Here is a 19,042-nt window from a genome sequence, read left to right as displayed (position 1 = left end):
CTCTCCCTCGTCCCACAGCCCGTGAGACTTACCAGAGGTGTATACCTGGCATCCGCCAGCCGCTTGGGCAGCGGCTTGAGGGCATCGAAGAGGACGTCGTTGCCGCGTCGTCACGCTTCGAAACAGCGGCAGAGGCAGCTGCCCTCCATACCCTCGACCAGTCTTCTTTCAGGCCAGCCTCGTCTGACCTTGCTGCCGCTCTACCCAAGGTGTACACGGACAGGATGGCGAAAATCGGTCGGCCGGGGAGGGCGATCTATGACGAGCTGAAGATGGCCGCTGTGGTGTGCCCGCTGTGTGGTCACCGAGAAGTCACCACACTGGACCACCACTTGCCTAAAAGCGTGTTCCCCCTCCTTGCGGTAACTCCTGCGAACCTCATTCCCTGCTGCAGCGACTGCAATCGTACGAAGCAGTCCGCTGCTCCCAACCAAGCAGAGGAACAGACTCTCCATCCCTACTTCGACAATATCGACGACGAGCAGTGGCTGGCTGCGGAGGTTCTGCAAGGGGCACCTACCGCACTGAGGTTCTTTGTCCACCCTCCACGTGGTTGGTCCGACGATCTTCGGGCGCGCGTCATCCACCACTTCGAGACGCTGGGCCTGGCTGACCTGTATGGCGCTCAGGGTGCCACGGAACTTGCCGGAAACGCGTATGCGCTACAGCGTTCTTTCGAGGCTGGCGGGGCAGGGGCAGTACGGGACTATCTTCAGCTTCAGGCCGAGAGCTGGAACCGGCGTTGGCGCAACCACTGGAAAGGCGCCGCCTATATGGCTCTTGCAGCCAGTGACTGGTTCTGCACCGTGGGCTGTGTCATATGGGACCCACAAGGCCAAACGGCTACTGTCTCGCCCTCACAGTCACAGTCGAGCTGAGTGCTCTGCCCCGGAGGAGCAAGGCGGCTACAGACAGAGCCCACCTCGGAGAGCCAAAGCCCATGCAGGCGCTTGACTCAGTCATTGAGACTCTTCGCTGTCGATCCGGGCCAGGACCATGGTGTGCTCGTCGAGGTTTTCGAAGCCGTGTGCGGCGAGAAGGGCCTGGGCGATGTGGTGCTGGCTGCCGGTGAGGGTGGCAGTGACGGCGCTGGGGTGGGCGGGGTGAGTGTCGAGGCGGACGTGGGCGTCGACCGGGTTGTCGGGCATGAAGGGGTGGGCTCGATTCGGGGTGCCGGGCCCGGCTGTTGATGCGGCCGGGCCCGGCAGGGGCTATCGGCGGGCAGGCGTGGTGGTCGGGGCCGGACGCTGAGGTGGGTCGGCGCGGACCGGCGGGGCGGCCCGGCGCGTTGGTGTGCGGGCGGGTGCTGGTGTGGTGGCGCGGTTGAAGCGGGTGCGCAGGGCATGGAGGTCGGCCAGTGCGCGGCGGGTGCCGGTGATGAGCTGGTGGGGGGTGTTGGCGGGGTCGTCGGTGTAGGTGGTGATCGTCTGGGCGACCGTGTGGGCGCGGGCCAGAAGGGCGCGCTGGAGGACTCTTTCGCCCCAGTACTCGGGTGACCCGCATGGGGTGGAGACCAGGGCCATCAGGTCGCGGGGGGTGAGCGTGTGGGTGATCAGGCCGTGGTGTTGGGCTTCGCCGAGGACGGTGACCGGGTCGACCATGTCGCCGCGGTGGACGAGTGCGGTGATGCACTGCCACAGGGCGGCGTGCAGGGGCAGCGTGAAGTCTGCCGGGGTGAGCCACCGCATGTGCCGTGCTTCCTGGGGCATGGCGGTGGCCGAGGCGAGGAGGTCGCGTTCCTCGTCGAGGTCCTCCTCACCCGTCTCTCGGGAGTCCATGGGGGGTGGTGGGGTGCGGGGGAGGGAGCCGGGGTGCGGGGTGAACTGTCCGGCGAGGTCGTCCAGTAGCTGTCCGAGGGTGTCGGCCTGGTCCAGCACTGTCTGCGCCGGGTGCGGCAGTGCCGGGTCGGTGGCCGTTCGGGCGAGGCGTTCGGCATGCAGACGGAGGGCGCGGCGGGTGTGGTCGGCGCGGATCATCCGGGCGTAGGCCGTGGCGTGCCGGTGGTTCGGGCAGAACTGGACCAGTTCATGCAGGTAGGGGGCGCTCAGGGCCGGGGCGTGGGGGCGGGCGTGGTTCAGGACCTGGTTGATCCAGGTGGTGTTCTTCGCGTGCTCCTCGGGGTCGGGCGCTGGGAGGGTGCGGATTGCGGTGAACAGTGCGGCGTGGGTGTGGTTTTCGAAGTGGTCGGCCGTGAGGGAGCCGGTGTCGGTCAGGCGGGCTGGGGCGTGTAGGAGGGCGCCGAGGAGGGCCTGTTCGGCGTAGTGCGCGGGCTTCGGGGCCGGCACGCGGTCGGGATCGTCCTCGTCCGGGTTGGTGGGAGGGGTGGGGGTGTGGGGCATTTAGGCGGCGAGGGTGAAGTCGTCGGGGTTGAAGGGCTTGTTCAGGTGCGGGGCGAGGAGGTGGGCGGCCAGGCGTGGGGGGACGGCGTTGCCGATCTGGGAGAACTGCTGGCCCTTGTTGCCCTGCCAGGGGTAGTCGGCTGGGAAGGACTGCAGGATGCCGGCCTCCTGGGCAGTGATCCGGATCGGCTCCGGCACCACATCCGCCGCCGTCTCGTCCTGGTCGGCCGGGGGTTGGGCGACCCAGGTGCACTCGTTGGCGCGATGGCCGAAGAACAGCGTCCCGGCCGGTTCATCGACCGTTCGGACGGTGGCGTTGGTCTGGTTGTTGCTGCGCAGTGCCCACGTCCAGTGGGCGGCTTTGCTGGTGAAGGTGGTGGCGGGCTTGTCGGTAGGAGTGGCGGCGCGTTCGCCGTGCCGGGCGGTCCAACCTGCCCCGCGCGTGTGGGGTTTGTGGATCACGGTGCTGGTGGTGGGGGGTTTCCAGGTGCCGCGGGTGCGGGCGTCGGTGAGGGTTTTGCGGGAGCCGGAGGGGAAGGGTTCGGGGCCGCCGCCTGGTCCGCCGCCGGCGCAGACGGTGGGGACGGGGCGGTCGGTGGCACCCCAGCCGAGGGCCTGGGCCATGGACACCCACCGGGCGCGGCCCGGCCCGAACAGACTGTCCGGCTCGGCGAGTCGGGCATGGGTGGGCGGCGGGGGCTGGGCGGTGCGGACCCGGGAGGCGAGCAGGATCGCCCGCCGCCTGGTCTGGGGGACACCGTAGTCGGCGGCGTTGAGAATCCCGGTCCACACGCTGAAGCCCCAGGAGCGCAGGATGGCCGCGTACTGCTTCCACAAGGGCAGCACGTCCGGGACCTCCTCCATGGCCACCCACTCCGGTTCGCCGACGGTGTTCAGGGCGTGGAGGTAGCGCATGGGCTCGGCCGCCAGGAGGGAGCGCGCGTCCGCGCACGCCGCGAGGAGGTGTTCTCGGGTGTCGTGTCCGGTGGCGAGGTCGGCGACGGCCTGGTGGACGAGCGGCTGGTCGACCAGCCCGAGCCGCTTGCCCGCCATCGACCACGCCTGACAGGGCGGGGAGGCGATCAGCCCCAGGACGCGGCCGGAGAAGATCCATGCCGGGTAGGCGGCGACATCGGTCCGGATCGTCAACTGGCCTGCCGCGGCGCGGGTTTTGCACGCCCACTCATCCCATTCCAGACCCACATCGCGTATGCCGAGAGTGGTGAGTGCGTGGCTCCAGCCGCCCGGGCCGGCGAACAGATCGAGGATGATCCGTCTCACGAGGCGAGCCCGAAGTCCTCCCGCACCGCCTCGGCCTCGCCGCGGCAGGCCCAGGGGGAGCAGCCGTCCACGACCCCCTGCTCCAACTCCTCGGCCACGGTTTCCGTGTCGTCGAGTTGCTGCTGGCGGGCGGCCCACTCGGCGGCGGTGACATGGTCGATGGGGGCCTGGTCGAGGGGGACGCGGGAGCGGTGCAGGAATGCCTGGCCGAGGAGTGGGTTGCCGGAGGCGTTGGCGCGGGCGTTGCCCTGGCGGATGGCTGCGTCGAACGCGACCACGTCCGCCCATTCCTCGGGGCTGGTGTCCCGGATGGTGCGCCACTGGGCGTTGCCGTGGAACGGACAGCCCAGGCAGCTCGACTTCGGGGTGTCGGCCAGGCCGAGTGAGGTGAGGTAGCGGAGGCAGTCGGTGCGGGACCAGCCGAGGTCGATGAGCGGGTGCCGGTTGCGCATGTAGCGGACGTCGGCGTCCTTGGCCCGGTGGAACTCATCGGTGGAGATGCCGACCCACTGCTCGACGAAAACGCCCTTGGGGATGCGCTGGGGGTAGGGGTGGCCGAGGAGATCGCGGACCTTCTTCTTGATCGGTTTGATCTTGTACTCGCCGGTGCACTGCCGCCTTGTCATGCCCTGTTTGCCGTCCTGGTTGAGGATGTAGAGGGGCATGGAGGCGAACCGGTGGCCGGGGTCGAGGGCGTCGTCGCGGATGTTGCCTGCGGAGACCCGCAGGACAGGTATGCCTGCCGGGGTGGCTATCTCGCGTTCGAGGCGGTCGAGATGGGAGTAGACCGCGCGGGGCTCCCAGCCGGTGTCGGCGAAGATCGCGTAATCGGCCTTGGGCAGCAGGCCGTTGGCGGAGAGGGCGAGCAGGGCGCTGGACTGGACTCCGGCACCGAGAGAGATACAGGTGAGAGCGGGAGTTGCGGAGATGGCGGGACCTTCTGCGTGGAGCGGAGGAAAGGGGTGGTCAGCGTCGTGCCCGGGGCGTGGTCGTTGTGGCGGGCGCGGGACGGGCTGTGGAGAGTGTGGTGACGGCTGAGGGCTGATGGATGGGGGCGCTGGCGGGGGTGAGGTGGACGAGGTCGTACGGCCGGCCGCCGCGGTGGGAGGGCGGTGCGGTCTGGAGCTCGGCCGTGACCGGGTCGGGGGTGAGCAGCGCACGCACGGCCTGCATCGGGATGAGCTGGCGGCGCGACGAGACGTAGTGGCGGCCGAGGTTCTCGGTGACGGCGATGTTGCCGCAGGCGACCTCGCCCCGGGCGTGATGCGGGCCGGGGGTCGAGAACCGGGGTGCCCGGAGTGCTTGTGCGGTGGTGAGGGGGCAGCTTGCAGGCGACGCCGACCGCGCAGTCGATGACTGTCTCGGCGGCCAGGCTGGTCAGTTTTCGTGCGGGCAGGATGCGCCGGTCGAAGAGGCGGAGCCGGTCCGGGCGTTCCTGCCCGGTGTCGGGCAGGGCCTGCTGCGCGGCGGTGAGGCGGCGGGCGGCTCCTGCGGCGAGGTGGGCAAGTTGCTTGAGACGGACGACGGCGTTGACCACCGCGTCCGAGCGGAGCCGGCTGTCCCGGATCGCCTTGATCGCAGTGTGGGCCTCGTGGCCCAGACGGCGTGTGGATCGCAGATGGGCGTCGGGATCGGGGTGCGGGTCGTAGGTGAGGCGGAGGATGTCGATCGTGTCGTTGTGCCGGGTGTAGCAGTCGGCCAGCGACAGGATCTGTTCCACGAGGGTCGGCGGCGGGGGCACGCGGAACATGACGTCGTCGTCGGGTGGTGTGGTTATCGGCGAAGGGCCTGGAAGGGAACGAATGGGAGCGGGAGGGGCGGGTTGTGCGGGCGGTCCGAGGGTTTCAGCGGGCTGGCGGGCGTGTAGGTGCGGCGGGTCGTGCTGGTGGGGGAGCCGTGGGGAGGGTGGTGAGGTGTGCCGGGGGTGCGGGAGGCCACAGCCGTGTGGCCGAGACGGGGAAGGTGAGGCGGTGGAAGTGGTTGAGGACGGCCAGCCCGAGTGGGGTCAGTGCGAGGCGCTGCCCGATGGGGGAGGAGGGATGGGCGTCGTGGTCGCGGTGGACGAGCCGTTTGCCCTCCAGCGCGCGCCAGGTGGTGATCGCGATCTTTGTCGAGGTGTGGGTGTCGATGTAGGGGGTGTTGCCGGTGCGGTGCCGCAGACGGCTGGGCGTACGGGCGATGACACGCAGCGCGGCACGTTGATGCCAGGTCAACCTCCGTGTGATGGCGCGCAGTTCGGCGGTGGTGTGTGGTGCGTTGCTGTGTGGTTCGTCCGGCACCGGCGTGTGGCCGTCTTGCGTGGGCTGAGATGATTCGCCGGCCTGAGCCGGGCGGTCGGATGAAGTCAGAGTCGGGCTCCAGAAACGATTACGGAAAGAGCTGACATTGGTCCGTGTCACCGGTTGCGGAGACGGCGCATCCCGTAGTGACCGGCTCGTGGCGGGCTGGGCTGCGTGTCAGCGCCGGGAGGCCAGATCGCCGGATGCCGCGATGTTCGCGACGGTCAGCGGCGCCGCTGCCGGGTGTGCGGAATCTGGGCGATGGTGTGGTGGACGTGGGGGTTGACGGCCGCACCGTGGACGGGAGTGATCAGGGCGTCGCCCATGTCACGGGCGAGGTAGGGGATTTCGCGGAATTCGCGCTCGACCGGTTCGGGGCTGGAGAGGTGGGCGAAGAACTGGGCGACGAGCTGGGGTGGGGTGTCGCGGGTGAACGTGGCGGTCCAATGGGTGTTGAACCCGTCGTGCACCGAATGGTTCGCCTGCCAGGAAATCTCCGCTCCGGGTTCGTGGCGCAGGGTGCAGTGGCCGTCGGGGGAGACGAAGGACTCCGCCCCGTCCTCGTCGCTGGTGTGGGTCCAGGTGTTGAGGTCGGCGATCTGCGCGAGGGTGAGCGGGGTGAGGGGGATCTGTTCGGCGTGCCGGGTGTCCCCCGTCAGCTGGGGCAGGGCCTGAGTGAGGGCGGTTATGGCTTCGACGGGGGTGAGGCGGGTGAACTGGGCTTCCCAGTACGGGGCGTGATGGGCGATGCGCCAGAACGGGCCAGCGGGGCGGTCGGGTTCGACGTCGATGAACAGGCTGCCGTCGGGGCTGTCCAGGGCGAGGCGGTCGGCCGCGGTGTCGTGGGTGTGGCGCCAGCCGAAGAGACGGACCAGCGGGGCCAGGGCGTCTGAGATGCGCCTCTCGCCGGTGCCGGCCAGATGCCGCGGGGAGACCATCACCCGGTCGTGGCGCGCGAACTCGCTCATCGCCCCACCCCCGCCCGCCCCGCCACGGCCGGTGCCGCCGCGGCGTTCGCGGCCTTGGGCCATGGGGTGGCTTGTGGGGGCTGGTGGTGGGCCAGGGCACGCTGCCCGTCGTCGGTCACGGTGATACGCCGGCCCTCGGCGAGCGGGGCGGAGGCGTCGACGCGGACCAGGCCGCGCCGGTCCAGGGCTTTGAACGTACTGATGTTGACCCGGCCACCGCCCGTGAGCCTGGCGTGGAGCGTGCCGTGTGTACGGAAGACGTAGAGGAGGCCGCCCTCCTTCGCCAGCGCGGCGAGCGCGGCGTACTGACTGCCGGTGATCTCCGGCGCCGTGGTGTCCGGGGACCGTTCACGGTGCTTGTTCAGGTCCCGGGCGATGCCGCTGGCGACGTAGCGGCAGCCGGTGGAAGCGATGCCGAGCTGGTGGACAGCGTCCGCGAGGTGCTCGGCCATCTCCGGCCTCGCGACCTTGAGCCGTGCCGCACGCAGGGCGGCCTTGTCAACGGACGCTCCAGCGAAGGGCATACCCTCCAGCGGGTTGGCCTGGATCACGGCCGTCAGGTCGCAGGCGGCGAGGCTGGCGGCGTAGATGGTGGCGGAGAAGGTTTCCAGGGTGAGGAGGCTGCCGGGGACGCCGGCGTACTGGCTGGCGTCGAGCACGGTGAGGCGTTCCATCGCCTGCTCGGTCAGCCGGTTGATGGCCGTGATCTTCGGGGTGAGCTGCTGGAGGGTGTGGGTGCCAGGGCCAGGGCCAGGGAGAGGACTTCGATGCGTAGGTCCTCGAAGTCGCGGCCGAGCCGCCGTACGTGGTTGATCTCGGCGTCGAGGTCGGTGGGGTGCATGCAACTCCGGATGAGCAGGACGGCAAGGGTGGTGGGGGTCAGCGGTGGCGGCGTGGGGTCTGGTCTGGTGAGGGCGGCGGTGGAGTGGCGGGCCGGTGGGAGGGCGCGGGCGGGATGCCGTCGGGAGTGGGGATTCCGAGGCCGACGCGCACGGTGATGCCCACCGCGCTCAGGTGGGTCTCGGCACGGACCACCGCGGTCAGGGCGTCGATCTCACCGAGTGCGGCGGGAAGCGCGTAGGGCCGTGCCGCTTGGGTGACGGCGGGTGTGGGGGTGAAGCCATGCTGGGTGAGGATCTCGCCGGCGCGGGTGGTGAGGGCAATGGCGGTGACGGTGCCGTTGTGGAAGTCGATGGTGACCTCGGGTCTGGCGCCGTGGGCGTGGGTGTGGGGGTGGCGGGTGGTCCAGGCGAGGTCGGCGAAGTCGAGGGTGTGGGCCATGAGCCCGTAGGCGGCGATGCCGGCGCGTTCGTGTGCGTCCTCGGCGGTCTCGGGCGGCAGGAGGTAGAGGGTGCGGCCCCGGTGGGCGCGGGTGGTGAAGCCCGCCGCGGTCAGGATGCGGGCGGCGCCGCGGATGGGGCGGTTGAGGACGAGGAACGTCCAGGCGTCGTCGGTCGAGCCGACGAACACGTCGTGGTGGTCGATGATGGCCAAGGGAAGTCCGGGTGGTGAATTCAGCGGGGATACGGGCACGGGCTGGCATGAGCAGCCGGGTGGGCGGTGGCGGCGTGGGCCCCTGCCGGGTTCCGGATGAGGGCTTGAGGCCGGTCAGTGAGGCCCGGGCCTCGTCCCAAGCCTGGTGGGCGCTGCACAAGCGCGCGTACAGATCCCGTTGGCGGTCGATCGCGTCGAGTTGCCAGTCGAGGGTGGCTCGGGTGCCGGGCTTGGCGCGTGCGGCGAACGGGACGAGGGCCTGGAGGTAGTTGGAGGTAACGGGCCACGGTTTGGCCGACATGTCTGGCGGCCTGTTTCGGGCTGGATGCCGGGCGGAGGAGGGCGGCTGGTCCTCGTTGAGGGGCGGTAGGCGTCTCCGGCGAGCCGGATGGCGAGGTGACCGGGCAACTTGATGCGGCGCAGGACAGTGGGGAACCCACCGGAGCCGTCGGCGATGCCGTGTTGGCGGACGCTGGCGATGACCGCATCGGGTGCAGAGTGCAGCGTCAGATCGTTGAGATCGCTGGGTCCATACGGGGCGACGAGCCGTCTCCTGACGGACGCTGAGGAACAACAGGGCGCTCAGACCGGGGTCACCGTTCCTAGGACGCGGGCCTGAAGTCGCTCTGCTTCGGCGCCGCCTTGGCGATGGCGCGGGCGGTGATGGCCTTCGACGCGCGGGCGGAGGCGGCGGCCAGCTCGTCGGCGCCGGGCTCCAGGTACCAGGGGCGCAGGTCGAGCATGGCGGCGCGCATGCCGGTGGCGAAGCAGAGCGCGGTGCCCTTGGGCAGGGCGCGGATGGCGTCGGCGGGCAGGATTCGTTCCTGCCTCATCGACACGGACGTCGATGTGCCGGATTCGGAGCGGGAGGTGGAGGTGGTCTCGACGTCGTGGTCGCCGATCAGCCGGCTCAGTTTGTCGGCGAAGTCGGGGTCGTCGATGCCGGAGCCGATGACCTTGACGGTGGAGGCGGACCACATGGCGTCCATGCCCGCGTCGCCCCAGACTTTCTGGCCCTGGCGGTAGGACTGCAGGATGGTGATCGGAATGATCCCGCGGGACCCGAGGTGGGAGTACAGATCCGGCAGATCACTGATCTTGCAGACGTTGGCGGCCTCGTCGAGGATCGCGAGCATCGGCGGATCGAGCCGCCCGCCGGCACGTTCGGCCTGCCCGGTCGCGGCTCGCATCACGGAGTCCGCGCACGCCGCGATCAGCGCTGAAGCTCCTCCACCGCCGTCCTTGGACAGCAGGTAGAGCGTGTCGGCGGAGCCGACGAACTCGGCCGGGATGAACTCCCGTACGCCCGGCTGTGGGGTGACCCATGCGGCGATCTCGCTGTTCAGCAGCGCGGCGGCGTACTGGCGGGCGGTCTCGTAGATGCCGTCCCTGGTCTCCGGCGGTCCTTCCACGGTGCCCTTGAGCTGCGCGGCGACGGCCGTGAAGCGGTGGTCGCGCAGGATGTCCAGCGGAGTGCGGTCCGCGGGGAACGCCAGCCACTGCATGACGTCGGTGATCGGGCGGTCGTCGAGGGCTGCGGCGAGGAAGAGCTGGGACAGGACGTTCGATCCGGCCTTGGACCAGAAGTCGCCCTGCTGGCTCGCGTCGACGGACGCGGCGAGGAAGTGGCCGGCGAGGCGTCCGGCGCCGTCGAGTGTTGTGGCGTCGGCGAGGGGGTTCCACCACATCGTGCGTTCGGCGTGCGCGATCTGCTGCGGGTCCATCGACCATGTCCGGCCGACTGCCGCCCGGGCGTCGAGCGTAGCGGTGAAGGCGTCGCCGGCGGCTTTGTTCGAGGTGAGCAGGACCGGGCCTGGAGCGTTGAGGATGGACGGGATCGCCAGGGAGGTGGTCTTGCCGGAGCGCGGTGCCATGATCGCGACCGCGACGTCCTCGTACCCCATACGGACCTCGTGCCTCGTCCCCTGCAGGTTGCCGAGGAGGATGCCGGTGTCGGTGGCGTCGATGTGCTTGGCGTTCTTCAGACTCGGGCGCAGCGAGCGGGCCTTCGCGGTGATCGCCTTGGCCAGCAGCGGCTCGATGTCCTTGGGCTTGGCCATCCCGGTGATCTTCTTTCTCCGGCCGCCGCCGCGGTTCTTGTGGCGGGAGAACAGGAGGCCGGTCACGACGCCGAGCGCGAGCAGGACTGCGACCGGGACGATGCGTGCGCCGATCAGCAGGGATGTCTCCCCGGTCTGTGGCCAGAGCCGGTCGGGGTGGAGCAGGGCGGCGGTCGGCTGGTAGGGCGCCCAGTCGTGACCGGTCAGCCAGGCGGTGATGTTGCCGCTGAGCCAGGAGAGGTGGGACAGGGGGATGGCGACGGCGAGCACTCCCAGAAGGAGGCGGAAGGCGATGTCGTACCCGTCGGCGGATGAGCTGTTGGCGGGAGGAGTCAAGGGCGGTGTGTTCTTCCGGGAGCTGCAGACGTTGGCGGCGGTCAGCGGGTAGGGCCCGGCCGGCCGGAGGACGTCGTGGGGCAGGCGGTGCCGTCGGCGGCCCGGTACGTCGGGCGGCGAGGGCGTGCACACGGTCCTCCAGGGCCGAGGCGACCTGGGCGGCGGGTAGTTCCCGGTACCCGCGGGTGACGAGCTTGGTGCCGTAGGCCGGGATGCTGAGCGGGCTGCCGGTGCGGGGGACGGGGCTGGGGTCGGCGAGCGCGCGGGTGAAAGCGGTGATCAGGTGCGGTGGGGTGTGCTCACCGAAGTGGGCCTGCCACACCGGTCCCTGGGTCTCACTGAGCATGGTGGTGACCCACCAGCTGTTGGATGTTGCGCTGATGCAGAACTCGACGTGGGCCGTGCCGTCGGGCGAAACGAGCCCGTCCTTGCCGGGAACGGTCCTCCAACCTGCCATCACGAGCGGTTCGTACGGGGCGACGTGGGCGGTTGGGATGTCGCCCGGGTCGGTCAGGGCGTCGGTCAGGGCCGCAATAATTTCGACTGGGGTGCGGGCGCCGAAGGTGGCGTACCAGGCTGGCCGGTCCCGCTCGGGCGCGTGCTGCAGGGTCCACCACTGTCCGTCGGGATCGGGCTCCAGACGCAAGCGGGCCTTCTGGTCCGGGCTGGAGAGGATCACGCGCGGCTGCAGGGGGTCGTGGCCGTAGCTCCAGCCGCAGGCGCGGTGCAGGGGGACGGTGACCCATGCGGGGTCACCGGCGCCGGCCAGGTGACGCGGGGCGACGAAGTCGACCTCCACGGTCTCGGAAGGCGTGGACACGATCAGCTCCGTACCCGGCTCGCGCGTCCGGTTGCGGGGGCTGCGGTCGCGGTCGGTGGCGGGGCCAGGGGCGAGGGGGCGTGCCGGGCGGCGGTGTTGATGTCGCGGATGACGTGGCCGTGGGTGGCCCAGTCGTCGAGGGAACTCCACGCTTCGGCGTGATGGACGGCTAGGGCGTCGTCGAACGCCTCCGTGCCGGGGCGGGCGCCGGCGGGGAGGCTGTCGCGGGTCTCCAGCCACTTCTCGTGCAGGCCATCAAGGCGGTCGAGCGCTTCGTGCAGAACACCGAGTTGCCACACCCAGCGGCTTTGCACCGTACGGGCGGGCAGGTGGGTGAGCTGGGCCTGGGCGGTGGCCAGGAGATGGCGCGCCCCGTCGCCGACGTTCTCGAACGCCTCGGCGGTCGCGGAGTCACGGAGACTTGCGCGCCGGCCGTAGGCGTCCTCGTCGTAGGGCCAGCCGTCGAGGTCGGTGTGCTCGTCGGAGTAGACGTTCCAGGAATCGAGGATCTTCTGGCTGTCGCGCAGGAAGCGGCCGAGCTGCTTGAGCAGCGCGCGGTCGGAATCGGAGGGGGTGGGAATGGCGGTGTCCTTGGGGGAGGCGGTGGGCTGCGGCCGGTTGGTCAGCGCCGGAGAGGAGTCACTTCGGTCGCGGGCGGCGGCCCCGCAGCCTTGGTGGTGGCCGGCCGCTGACGGCGGCGAGCCTGGGTGCGCAGGCTCTCCAAGCGGGTGGTGTGCGCCTTGACCACCTGCTGCGGGGTCAGCGGGCTCGGCCCTTGTACGACGCTGTAGTGGGCGGTGCGGTCGAACATGCCGCGCTGGAGTGGGGCGGTGTCCACGAGCGTGGTGACGAACGCGCTGACCAGATGCGGGGGCGTGTGGTGGTCGAACCACGCGTGCCAGATCCGCGGGCCTACAGGATGGCCATGGCCGTGCTCACCCGTTTCGATGTGCCAGGACGGCTTCTGCTGGCCGCCGAGGGGTCGCAGCTCGATGTGGCACATGCCGTCCGGTGAGTGGGCACTGTTCTGCTCGTCGGGCAGCCAGCCGGCCGAGGACAGCGTCTGCCAGGGGTCCGGAGGTTCGGCGCGCGGTGGGCAAATGAGGGCATCGGTGACGCTGCTGAGGATTTCGGCGGGGACGAGTTCGCCGAACTCGGCGTACCAGCCCGGTTTCGTGTCCCTGTGCCCTCCCCGCAGTCGCCACCAGGCGGAGGTGGCGGACTGTGGGTCGAACTGCAGGCTGTGACGCTGGTCGGGGCTGCGCAGGACGATTTCCGCGCTCAGGGGGTCGGATGCGAGGGTCCATCCGACGGCGGCGAGGCCGTGGGTGACGTGGCGGGCATCGCCGGGGCCGGCAAGGTGGCGCGGACTGGTGTCGAAGGGGATTCGCCAGGCGTGCTTGTCGGTGAACTCGGCGAGTTGCCGTTCGCTCACCGGCACCGTGCGCACTCCGGCGTGTCCGGGGAGTTGTTGGTGAGCAGGGTGCGCAGGTCGTCGAGAGCGTAGTGGAGGGTGTGCTGGTCGGTCTGCTCCCACGCGGCGGTGCGCAGCTCCGCGATCAGGAGGTGTAGGTCGGGGGTACGCGGGGTGTCCGGGTGGTCGAGTACGGCGCGGGCCAGGGCGCGCAGGGTGTCGCCGAGCTGGACGGGGATGCCGGTGTACTCATCCAGCAGCGGCTCGACCAGGGCCAGTGCCTCACCGGGGTCGGGGGCGTCGTGCAGGTACTCGGTGAGTCGGGACAGGGTTTGGATGGCGGTGTGGATGTCGTCCGGGGTGAGCGCGGGCACAGGGCTCCTTGAAAGGGAGTAGGGGGCCGGTCAGCGGCGGGCGCGGGGGCGGCCGGCGGTGGCGTGGGGGCGGGCCGTGGTGCGGGGACGGCTGGCTGTGGCGTTACGGGCCCAGGTGGCGGCTCGGGCGGCGTGGACGCGGGCCTGCTGCCAGGCGTTGAGCTGGGAGGGGAGAACAGAGACGGAGGTGGTGCGGATCTGCGTGCTGTGCGGGACACGGCCTCGCGGGCGCATGACGGGTTCGGGGCTGGCGAGCGCTTCGGAGAAGGCTTGGACGAGGTGCATGGGGGTGGAGGCGGTGAAGGTCGCGGTCCAGCCGTTGCCTTGCTCGTCCTGTGCTCCCGACCACCAGATGGCCTGCCCGCTGGGGTCTTGGTGGAACTGCATCCACGCTGCCCGGTCTGGGCTCGTGGCGATGAACTGTCCATCGTCACGGGTGGTGTTCCAGCGTTGTTCCTTCAGGGGGGCCCAGACGTTGGGGGCGTGCGCGCTCCGGGGCTTGGTGAGGGCGTCGGTGAGTCCGGCGACGATCTCCACCGGGGTTTGCCGGCCCAACGACACGGTCCATGCGTCCTGGTGAGCGGTGGCCTTGCTGTGGATCGTCCAACCGCCCGGCAGGACGTAGGGGTTGTAGCCGATCCGGATCGAACGGTCGGGGCTGTCGAGGACGAGCGGTCCGTTGCGCTTGGACTTGTCCTGCCATCCGCAGGCGCGCAGGAACTCGCAGACGTGCCTCAGATCGCCGCCGCCGGCAAGGGCGCGGGGCTGGACGAGGTAGTGCTGCTCTGCCTGCTCGCCCGGTCCCCAGCCCTGCCACTGCTTTCGCTTCACCGGCGCCGCCGTACGACGAGCGGAGCAGCGGTCGGGGGTTTGGCCGTCACGGCGGGGCGGGTGTGGAGGCGCTGGAGGGTGTCGGTGTGCTCGTCGAGATCCAGGCCCATGTCATACAGTTCGTTGGCGGCGCGGCCGAGGGCGAGCCACACTTCCGCGGGCAGGGAGCCGTGTTCGGCCTGGGTTTTGGCGAAGATGCTGCCGGTGGCCACGAGGTGGGTGAAACGGCCGAGGACTCCGTCTTCGGGGTTAAGGACGCGTGCGATGACGCGGGTGGCCTCACCTGCCGGGAGTATCGCGAGGTGGTCGGAGAGCTGGCCGAGCTGTCGGGCGATCTCGTCGGCCAGCCGGTCCGGGTTCGGGGTGGGGTGGGGCATGGCCCTCCTGGGCGGGATTGAGGGTCAGTGGTGGTGGCGGTGGCCGATCCGCCGGGCTTCGTCGAGGCCGGCCTCGGGGTGTGCGCTGGCCGGCGGAACGATCCGGTGGGCGCCGGTGGGAATGCAGCCGCGCAGATAACGGCGGAACACAGCGGTGGCGAGGCGGGGTGTGAGACGGCGGGACATCGGCGGTGGTATGCGGGGTGTTACGGGTTTCTCCCGGTCGGTGCTGCGGCGGCCGGGGCGGCCCCGGCACGTGACGGGGCCGCCCTTCGGGCTTAGGGGTTACGTCGAGGCGAAGCGGTGGCTGCGGCTGCTGGAGCGGGCTTCGGCGTCTGGGGCTGGGCCTGGCGGCTGCGTATGTCGTGCACGGCCTGCTGATAGACGACCGCGTCGAAGAGGTAGTCAGGAAGGAAGACCTCGTATCCGGCCGTGATCAGAGCGGGGACAGCGCGGGTGGCGATCCGCTTCTTCTCGTCCTCGGTGAGGTGTGCGGGCGCCTCGTGCCAGATGTAGACGGGCCCGGCCGTCACCGCGGTCTTGCGCTCGAAACCGAGACGGTCGAGCAGGGCGAGGAGCTCCTCGGGCGCACCGGTGGGGGTGTCGGCGTGAACGGTGCCGGTGAAGGGCTTGCGGTAGATCTCGACGTCGGTACCTTCGTCGTCGGCGCGATTGCCCATCACCGGGTCCGCGTTATCGAGGTACGAGCCTGGGGCGGCGGGGCCGCCGGCGCGGTGGCCGTGGGCGCGGGCCGCGCAGTCGGATGCTGGAGCGCGGTGGTGACGCCCTGGGCGGCGAGCTGCTCGCCCATCGTGCGGACGGCTCGAGCCTGGACAGCGGTGTCGTCCCCGCTCAGCCGATAAGAGCCGGTCTGCTCGTCGTGGACGAAACCGTTGGCGACCAGGACAGCGGCAACCGTGTCGCTGGCGGAGGCCGTGGCGAGGCTGCCGTCGGCCTGCCAGGTGAGCACGACCCGCCGCGCCGGGGATGGCTGGGTAGCGTCGGGCTGGCGGGCCAGGCCAACGGAGTTGTGCCGGACCTGGGCGAGCGCGGCGTCGTAGCGGGCCAGCAGGTCACCAGCGACCGTCTCGGCACTCAGGAACGGGTCGTCGCTCAGCGCGATGCCGTCCGGCTCGCGCATCCCGCTGAACGCGTGCCCAGGGACGTCACGGGGGGCGACGGCGGCGATCAGGAAGCCCTCCCGCTCGTCGTGCCGGTCGATGACAGCCAGCTGGGCGCCGTCCTTGCGGGTCAGCACGGCCGCGTGCCGGATCGGGTGCGCGGCGAGGGACTCGGCGACGAGGTCCATGTCCCAGACGTGGTCGGCCAGTTCGGCGAGATCGTCCTTGCGCTCGGGCGAGTAGTAGGTACTGCTCCACGTGCCGGGCAGTTCGCCGGCGAGGACGTCGGCGAACGAGGCGAGGCGACCGGGATCGGAGTCGTGGTCGTGCATGTCTTCCTTATCAATGAAGCAGGAGGGGTGAGGGCGCAGGCCCGCGATGGCCGGAGGCGGGGTCGGCACGTGCGCTGCGGCCGGGGTACGGGCATGCCGGTCGGCGACCTGGGCACCGAGCGGGGCGGGCGCTGGCCGGTATCGAACGCCTCGTCGCCGATGTGATAGCCGACGGCTGCAGCCGGGCCGCGGTTTAGGCGGTAGGTCTCGCGGACGCGAACGTGGACGACGGGCACGACGCCGCAGCGCTGCAGGATGCTTCGGCCTTCGGGGTCTTCGCCGCGAGCGAGGACCTCATAGGAGTGGGGATTACGGCGAGGCCCAGGAAGCGGCTTGGCACGCGGCAAGAGCGGGGCTTACTACAGTGATCGTCGTGTGTACCGCACCTTTGGCGGTGCGGTGGCGATGCCGGGCCGAGGGACGGTGCGCGGAGGGCGGGCCGCGAGGTGGGCGACGGTGGCGTCGAGGTCCTGCTGGATACCCAGGAGCCGTTGGGCGATCAGCTCCAGGCGGTGCGCCGTGCCGGGGCCGACGGCACCCGGCTGGCGCGCGAGGCGGTGCGCGGTGTGCTCGATGAGGCCGCGCACGGTGGCCAGCGGCCCGCACTGCTCGTCGGCGAGCTGCGCCAGGACGGTCGCGAGCTCAGTCGCCGCGGTCGGCGCGGGCCGGTCGACGGCCTGGCGCTCCGGAGCTGTGCGCACGGGGATCAGGTGCAGTTCCTGCTCGATGCGGCGGGCTTCATCCGAGAGCCGTCGGAGCAGGCTGGTGGGCTGCTGCTGCCAAGTGCCGTCGAGCCGGATCAGGTTGGCGATCAGGTCGAGGCGGCCGGTCTGAGCCTGGACGCCGATCCAGCGGCAGCCGCTGTCGTCGCCAGGGATCTCGATCCCGGCGGCACGGGCGAGGCGGTGGGCGGCTTCAGCCCACTCCGGGCCGGTGAGATCACGGTCGTCGGGGTGGAGCCGGACGTCGACGTGGAAGATCGCCCGCCGGTCGCCCTGCGGGCCGGCAGCGAACGGGTGCTCCATGAGCGGGTCGTCGAGATGCTCGGCCCACTGGGCGGACGTCCAGATCTCCTGCTCGTCGTCCAGGGTGCAAACGTCCAGCCCCGGCCAGTAGGCGACGACGGTGTGTTCGGTAAGACCCTCCTGCGCCGACAGGGCCCGGCCCAGCGCCTTGGAGAGCGGGTACTGCGCGGCGATGCTGCGCTCGTTGACGCGTGGGATCACGTCGGTGTGCCCCCGATGGTGCGTGCGGACAGCGACACCTCGCCGACGGCGGCGATCAGGGAACGCTCGCGCACCAGATCCGCGTGCACCGACACATCACCCGGCGGCAGAAGGTCCAGAGCCCGGTCGATCGCCGCAAGCCCGTCGTCGTACCGGCCGAGCTGACGCAGTGCGCCGGCTTCCCTGAAGAGCACGACGGGAATGCTCACCGGCTGCCGGCCCGGGCGTCGTTGACGTGCACGAGCTGGCCGAGGGCCGTGGTGGTGTACCAGCCGCAGTCGATCAGCTCGTTGCGGGAGGCGTACTTCGGCAGGAGGTAGTCCTCCATGGCCCGCAGGTAGATCAGGCAGTCCGGGCACCGGCGCTTCAGGTGGACCATGTAGCGGGGGTGGGCGGTGAGGTAGGACTGCTGGCCGCCGGTCGCATCGCGCAGCCGCCATCCGTCCTCGTCGGTCGGGGTGTGCCACGAGGAGGCGACCACGCGCAAGGCATCGCCCCACAATTCCCCGCCGGCCACGCCCTTGAGGACGATGACCTCGTCGCCGGCGTGGAAGTGCCGGTGGGTGATGTCCCGGGCGGGAGTGAGCGGATCGGGCGTCGGCGCGAAGGCCGGAGTCGGCGGAGGCGTCCAAGACGGCGGGAGCATGCAGGTCCTTCCACGCGGTGCGGGGTGGCGGTGGGAGGATCAATGGTCCGCAGGATCGCCGGTTTGGCTAACCGGCGATCATCGGCTATGTTCCCGCTGCCGTCAGCGGTGCGGGTTCTCCGTCGCGCGGTCGGAATCGTTGGCGGCGTCGAGGAGTTCGACCAGTTCAGAGCCCTCTGCATCCCTTTGATCGATCCACCACCCGGCCCTGGTGACCGTGCGGGCCTTCTCCTCCAGCTCCGCCCAGTCCGCCTCCTCCCAGGTGCCTTCGAGGACGAGGGCGGTATGTGCGGCGGTCATCAGCTGGTGGCGGGAACGCTCGCCCCACTCCAGTGCCTTCTCTGGTCCTTCCAGAGGCGGCATGTCGAACTTCTCGGCCCACTCGGCAGCGGCCTGCTGCTCCGCGGCGCGCTTGGCCGCGAGCCACTGCTCCTTGGACTCGGTATCGGCGTCGCGGGCGGCCTTCCAGCAGTCCGAGCATTGCCGTCGGGCGAGCCAGCGGGCGAACCCCGCCCGCCGGTCGGCCGGGCGGTCGGACAGGTCATGGACGACCTCATGGCCGCAAGGAGCATGCTCGATCGTCCATCTCGTACGGACCCCCGGGGAATTCCGTTTGACGGGCGTTACGTTCGAGGTCGGGCTGCTGGTTTGGGGCTTCAAATCGAGTGCCTTTCGTTGGCGGTTGGGGTGGTGGTCTGCGTCGTCGCGGAGGTTCGTGCATCAGATGCACGATTCGTGCGGCGGACGGAGGTGGTCTGGAGTGCTTGGCGGTGGTCTCGGGGACGCTGCCGCCTTTTGCGTCGTCTCAGCGTGTCCTGCGGATGGCGTCTGTTGCCGCCTTGGCGATGGCGGCGGGAGCGCTGGAGGGCCGGGGCAGGTGCAGCAAGGTGGTCCCCGGCAAGTGGCGGGACTTGGCGGTGAGGGTGAGCTGGAGTACGGCGCAGCCGGCGGTTGTGAGCTGCTTGACGCGGGTGACGGCTTGCGCGGTTTCGTCGCTGCCGTACCGGGCGTCGGTGACGATCACGAGGAGGCGGCCGGCGCCGGGGCGGCTGAGTTCGAGGCCGTGGTCGAGTGCGTCGATGGCGTCGCCGAGGTTGTGGTGGCCGCCGTTGGCATCGAACGTCGTCACGCGCTCTGGTGCTCG

24 protein-coding genes and 2 pseudogenes are annotated in these 19,042 nt (G+C 70.4%); 1 reads left to right on the top strand and 25 read right to left on the bottom strand.

Annotated features, from left to right (window positions below; translation table 11 throughout):
- Positions 1–224 precede the first annotated feature (224 nt).
- Positions 225–878, top strand: coding sequence for an HNH endonuclease (locus ACWD4G_RS31910; protein WP_451299584.1), 654 nt, complete (start codon positions 225–227; stop codon positions 876–878).
- 81 nt (positions 879–959) lie between these two features.
- On the opposite strand, the gene ACWD4G_RS31905 is transcribed toward ACWD4G_RS31910, so the two are convergent.
- The 25 genes and pseudogenes from ACWD4G_RS31905 to ACWD4G_RS31785 form a co-directional block, all read right to left on the bottom strand.
- A complete protein-coding gene (locus ACWD4G_RS31905) occupies positions 960–1,148 on the bottom strand; it encodes a hypothetical protein (protein ID WP_451299582.1) in 189 nt (62 codons plus the stop codon).
- Between the two features lie 63 nt (positions 1,149–1,211).
- Positions 1,212–2,339: a DnaB-like helicase N-terminal domain-containing protein gene (locus ACWD4G_RS31900; protein WP_451299580.1), complete on the bottom strand. Its 1,128-nt coding sequence runs from the start codon at positions 2,337–2,339 to the stop codon at positions 1,212–1,214.
- Positions 2,340–3,611, bottom strand: a complete 1,272-nt coding sequence (locus ACWD4G_RS31895) for a DNA cytosine methyltransferase (protein WP_451299788.1) — start codon at positions 3,609–3,611, stop codon at positions 2,340–2,342.
- 5 nt (positions 3,612–3,616) lie between these two features.
- A complete protein-coding gene (locus ACWD4G_RS31890) occupies positions 3,617–4,489 on the bottom strand; it encodes a hypothetical protein (protein ID WP_451299786.1) in 873 nt (290 codons plus the stop codon).
- Positions 4,490–4,586: 97 nt separating this feature from the next.
- Positions 4,587–4,793 (bottom strand): hypothetical protein, encoded by a 207-nt coding sequence (locus tag ACWD4G_RS31885; RefSeq protein ID WP_451299802.1) that lies wholly within the window; start codon positions 4,791–4,793, stop codon positions 4,587–4,589.
- A gap of 671 nt (positions 4,794–5,464) precedes the next feature.
- On the bottom strand, positions 5,465–5,833 hold the full coding sequence (locus ACWD4G_RS31880; RefSeq protein ID WP_451299578.1) for a hypothetical protein: 369 nt from the start codon (positions 5,831–5,833) through the stop codon (positions 5,465–5,467).
- 290 nt (positions 5,834–6,123) lie between these two features.
- Positions 6,124–6,867, bottom strand: coding sequence for a DUF317 domain-containing protein (locus tag ACWD4G_RS31875; protein ID WP_451299576.1), 744 nt, complete (start codon positions 6,865–6,867; stop codon positions 6,124–6,126).
- On the bottom strand, positions 6,864–7,541 hold the full coding sequence (locus ACWD4G_RS31870; protein ID WP_451299574.1) for a hypothetical protein: 678 nt from the start codon (positions 7,539–7,541) through the stop codon (positions 6,864–6,866). The genes ACWD4G_RS31875 and ACWD4G_RS31870 overlap by 4 nt, the downstream gene beginning before the upstream one ends.
- A gap of 11 nt (positions 7,542–7,552) precedes the next feature.
- Positions 7,553–7,708: a hypothetical protein gene (locus ACWD4G_RS31865; RefSeq protein ID WP_451299572.1), complete on the bottom strand. Its 156-nt coding sequence runs from the start codon at positions 7,706–7,708 to the stop codon at positions 7,553–7,555.
- Between the two features lie 38 nt (positions 7,709–7,746).
- Complete coding sequence (locus ACWD4G_RS31860; protein ID WP_451299570.1) at positions 7,747–8,361, bottom strand: hypothetical protein; 615 nt, start codon at positions 8,359–8,361, stop codon at positions 7,747–7,749.
- 602 nt (positions 8,362–8,963) lie between these two features.
- Positions 8,964–10,757 (bottom strand): type IV secretory system conjugative DNA transfer family protein, encoded by a 1,794-nt coding sequence (locus tag ACWD4G_RS31855; RefSeq protein WP_451299568.1) that lies wholly within the window; start codon positions 10,755–10,757, stop codon positions 8,964–8,966.
- Between the two features lie 61 nt (positions 10,758–10,818).
- Positions 10,819–11,577: pseudogene (locus tag ACWD4G_RS31850) on the bottom strand (DUF317 domain-containing protein); the annotation flags it as partial.
- Positions 11,578–11,579: 2 nt separating this feature from the next.
- Entirely contained in the window at positions 11,580–11,876 is a 297-nt protein-coding gene (locus tag ACWD4G_RS31845; RefSeq protein WP_451299566.1) for a hypothetical protein, read from the bottom strand.
- A gap of 323 nt (positions 11,877–12,199) precedes the next feature.
- Entirely contained in the window at positions 12,200–13,018 is an 819-nt protein-coding gene (locus ACWD4G_RS31840; RefSeq protein WP_451299564.1) for a DUF317 domain-containing protein, read from the bottom strand.
- The gene (locus ACWD4G_RS31835) at positions 13,009–13,365 is read right to left on the bottom strand and encodes a hypothetical protein (RefSeq protein ID WP_451299562.1); all 357 of its coding nucleotides are present in this window, start codon (positions 13,363–13,365) and stop codon (positions 13,009–13,011) included. The genes ACWD4G_RS31840 and ACWD4G_RS31835 overlap by 10 nt, the downstream gene beginning before the upstream one ends.
- A gap of 30 nt (positions 13,366–13,395) precedes the next feature.
- A complete protein-coding gene (locus tag ACWD4G_RS31830; RefSeq protein ID WP_451299560.1) occupies positions 13,396–14,196 on the bottom strand; it encodes a DUF317 domain-containing protein in 801 nt (266 codons plus the stop codon).
- Entirely contained in the window at positions 14,193–14,573 is a 381-nt protein-coding gene (locus tag ACWD4G_RS31825) for a hypothetical protein (RefSeq protein WP_451299558.1), read from the bottom strand. The genes ACWD4G_RS31830 and ACWD4G_RS31825 overlap by 4 nt, the downstream gene beginning before the upstream one ends.
- Positions 14,574–14,597: 24 nt before the next feature.
- Positions 14,598–14,759, bottom strand: coding sequence for a hypothetical protein (locus tag ACWD4G_RS31820; protein WP_451299556.1), 162 nt, complete (start codon positions 14,757–14,759; stop codon positions 14,598–14,600).
- Positions 14,760–14,851: 92 nt separating this feature from the next.
- Complete coding sequence (locus ACWD4G_RS31815) at positions 14,852–15,253, bottom strand: hypothetical protein (RefSeq protein ID WP_451299554.1); 402 nt, start codon at positions 15,251–15,253, stop codon at positions 14,852–14,854.
- The gene (locus ACWD4G_RS31810; protein WP_451299552.1) at positions 15,253–16,026 is read right to left on the bottom strand and encodes a hypothetical protein; all 774 of its coding nucleotides are present in this window, start codon (positions 16,024–16,026) and stop codon (positions 15,253–15,255) included. The genes ACWD4G_RS31815 and ACWD4G_RS31810 overlap by 1 nt, the downstream gene beginning before the upstream one ends.
- 359 nt (positions 16,027–16,385) lie before the next feature.
- On the bottom strand, positions 16,386–17,252 hold the full coding sequence (locus tag ACWD4G_RS31805; RefSeq protein ID WP_451299550.1) for a relaxase/mobilization nuclease: 867 nt from the start codon (positions 17,250–17,252) through the stop codon (positions 16,386–16,388).
- Positions 17,249–17,446: a tetratricopeptide repeat protein gene (locus ACWD4G_RS31800; protein WP_451299548.1), complete on the bottom strand. Its 198-nt coding sequence runs from the start codon at positions 17,444–17,446 to the stop codon at positions 17,249–17,251. Before ACWD4G_RS31800 ends, ACWD4G_RS31805 begins: the two co-directional genes overlap by 4 nt.
- An 11-nt stretch (positions 17,447–17,457) precedes the next feature.
- On the bottom strand, positions 17,458–17,898 hold the full coding sequence (locus ACWD4G_RS31795; protein WP_451299546.1) for a hypothetical protein: 441 nt from the start codon (positions 17,896–17,898) through the stop codon (positions 17,458–17,460).
- Between the two features lie 102 nt (positions 17,899–18,000).
- Positions 18,001–18,477, bottom strand: a complete 477-nt coding sequence (locus ACWD4G_RS31790) for a hypothetical protein (protein ID WP_451299785.1) — start codon at positions 18,475–18,477, stop codon at positions 18,001–18,003.
- Positions 18,478–18,703: 226 nt separating this feature from the next.
- A pseudogene (locus ACWD4G_RS31785) lies at positions 18,704–19,042 on the bottom strand (hypothetical protein); the annotation flags it as partial.

This window comes from Streptomyces sp. NPDC002643, from assembly GCF_053592555.1.
Note: the sequence above shows the minus strand (reverse complement) of the source record. Positions and strands in the feature narration are given on the sequence as shown.

Coding starts and splice junctions, on each gene's coding strand:
- ACWD4G_RS31905 (WP_451299582.1), bottom strand. CDS start 1,148: ATGCCCGACAACCCGGTCGACGCCCACGTCCGCCTCGACACTCACCCC.
- ACWD4G_RS31825 (WP_451299558.1), bottom strand. CDS start 14,573: ATGCCCCACCCCACCCCGAACCCGGACCGGCTGGCCGACGAGATCGCC.
- ACWD4G_RS31870 (WP_451299574.1), bottom strand. CDS start 7,541: ATGGAACGCCTCACCGTGCTCGACGCCAGCCAGTACGCCGGCGTCCCC.
- ACWD4G_RS31810 (WP_451299552.1), bottom strand. CDS start 16,026: ATGCACGACCACGACTCCGATCCCGGTCGCCTCGCCTCGTTCGCCGAC.
- ACWD4G_RS31875 (WP_451299576.1), bottom strand. CDS start 6,867: ATGAGCGAGTTCGCGCGCCACGACCGGGTGATGGTCTCCCCGCGGCAT.
- ACWD4G_RS31820 (WP_451299556.1), bottom strand. CDS start 14,759: ATGTCCCGCCGTCTCACACCCCGCCTCGCCACCGCTGTGTTCCGCCGT.
- ACWD4G_RS31795 (WP_451299546.1), bottom strand. CDS start 17,898: ATGCTCCCGCCGTCTTGGACGCCTCCGCCGACTCCGGCCTTCGCGCCG.
- ACWD4G_RS31910 (WP_451299584.1), top strand. CDS start 225: ATGGCGAAAATCGGTCGGCCGGGGAGGGCGATCTATGACGAGCTGAAG.
- ACWD4G_RS31865 (WP_451299572.1), bottom strand. CDS start 7,708: ATGCACCCCACCGACCTCGACGCCGAGATCAACCACGTACGGCGGCTC.
- ACWD4G_RS31900 (WP_451299580.1), bottom strand. CDS start 2,339: ATGCCCCACACCCCCACCCCTCCCACCAACCCGGACGAGGACGATCCC.
- ACWD4G_RS31885 (WP_451299802.1), bottom strand. CDS start 4,793: ATGCAGGCCGTGCGTGCGCTGCTCACCCCCGACCCGGTCACGGCCGAG.
- ACWD4G_RS31815 (WP_451299554.1), bottom strand. CDS start 15,253: ATGGGCAATCGCGCCGACGACGAAGGTACCGACGTCGAGATCTACCGC.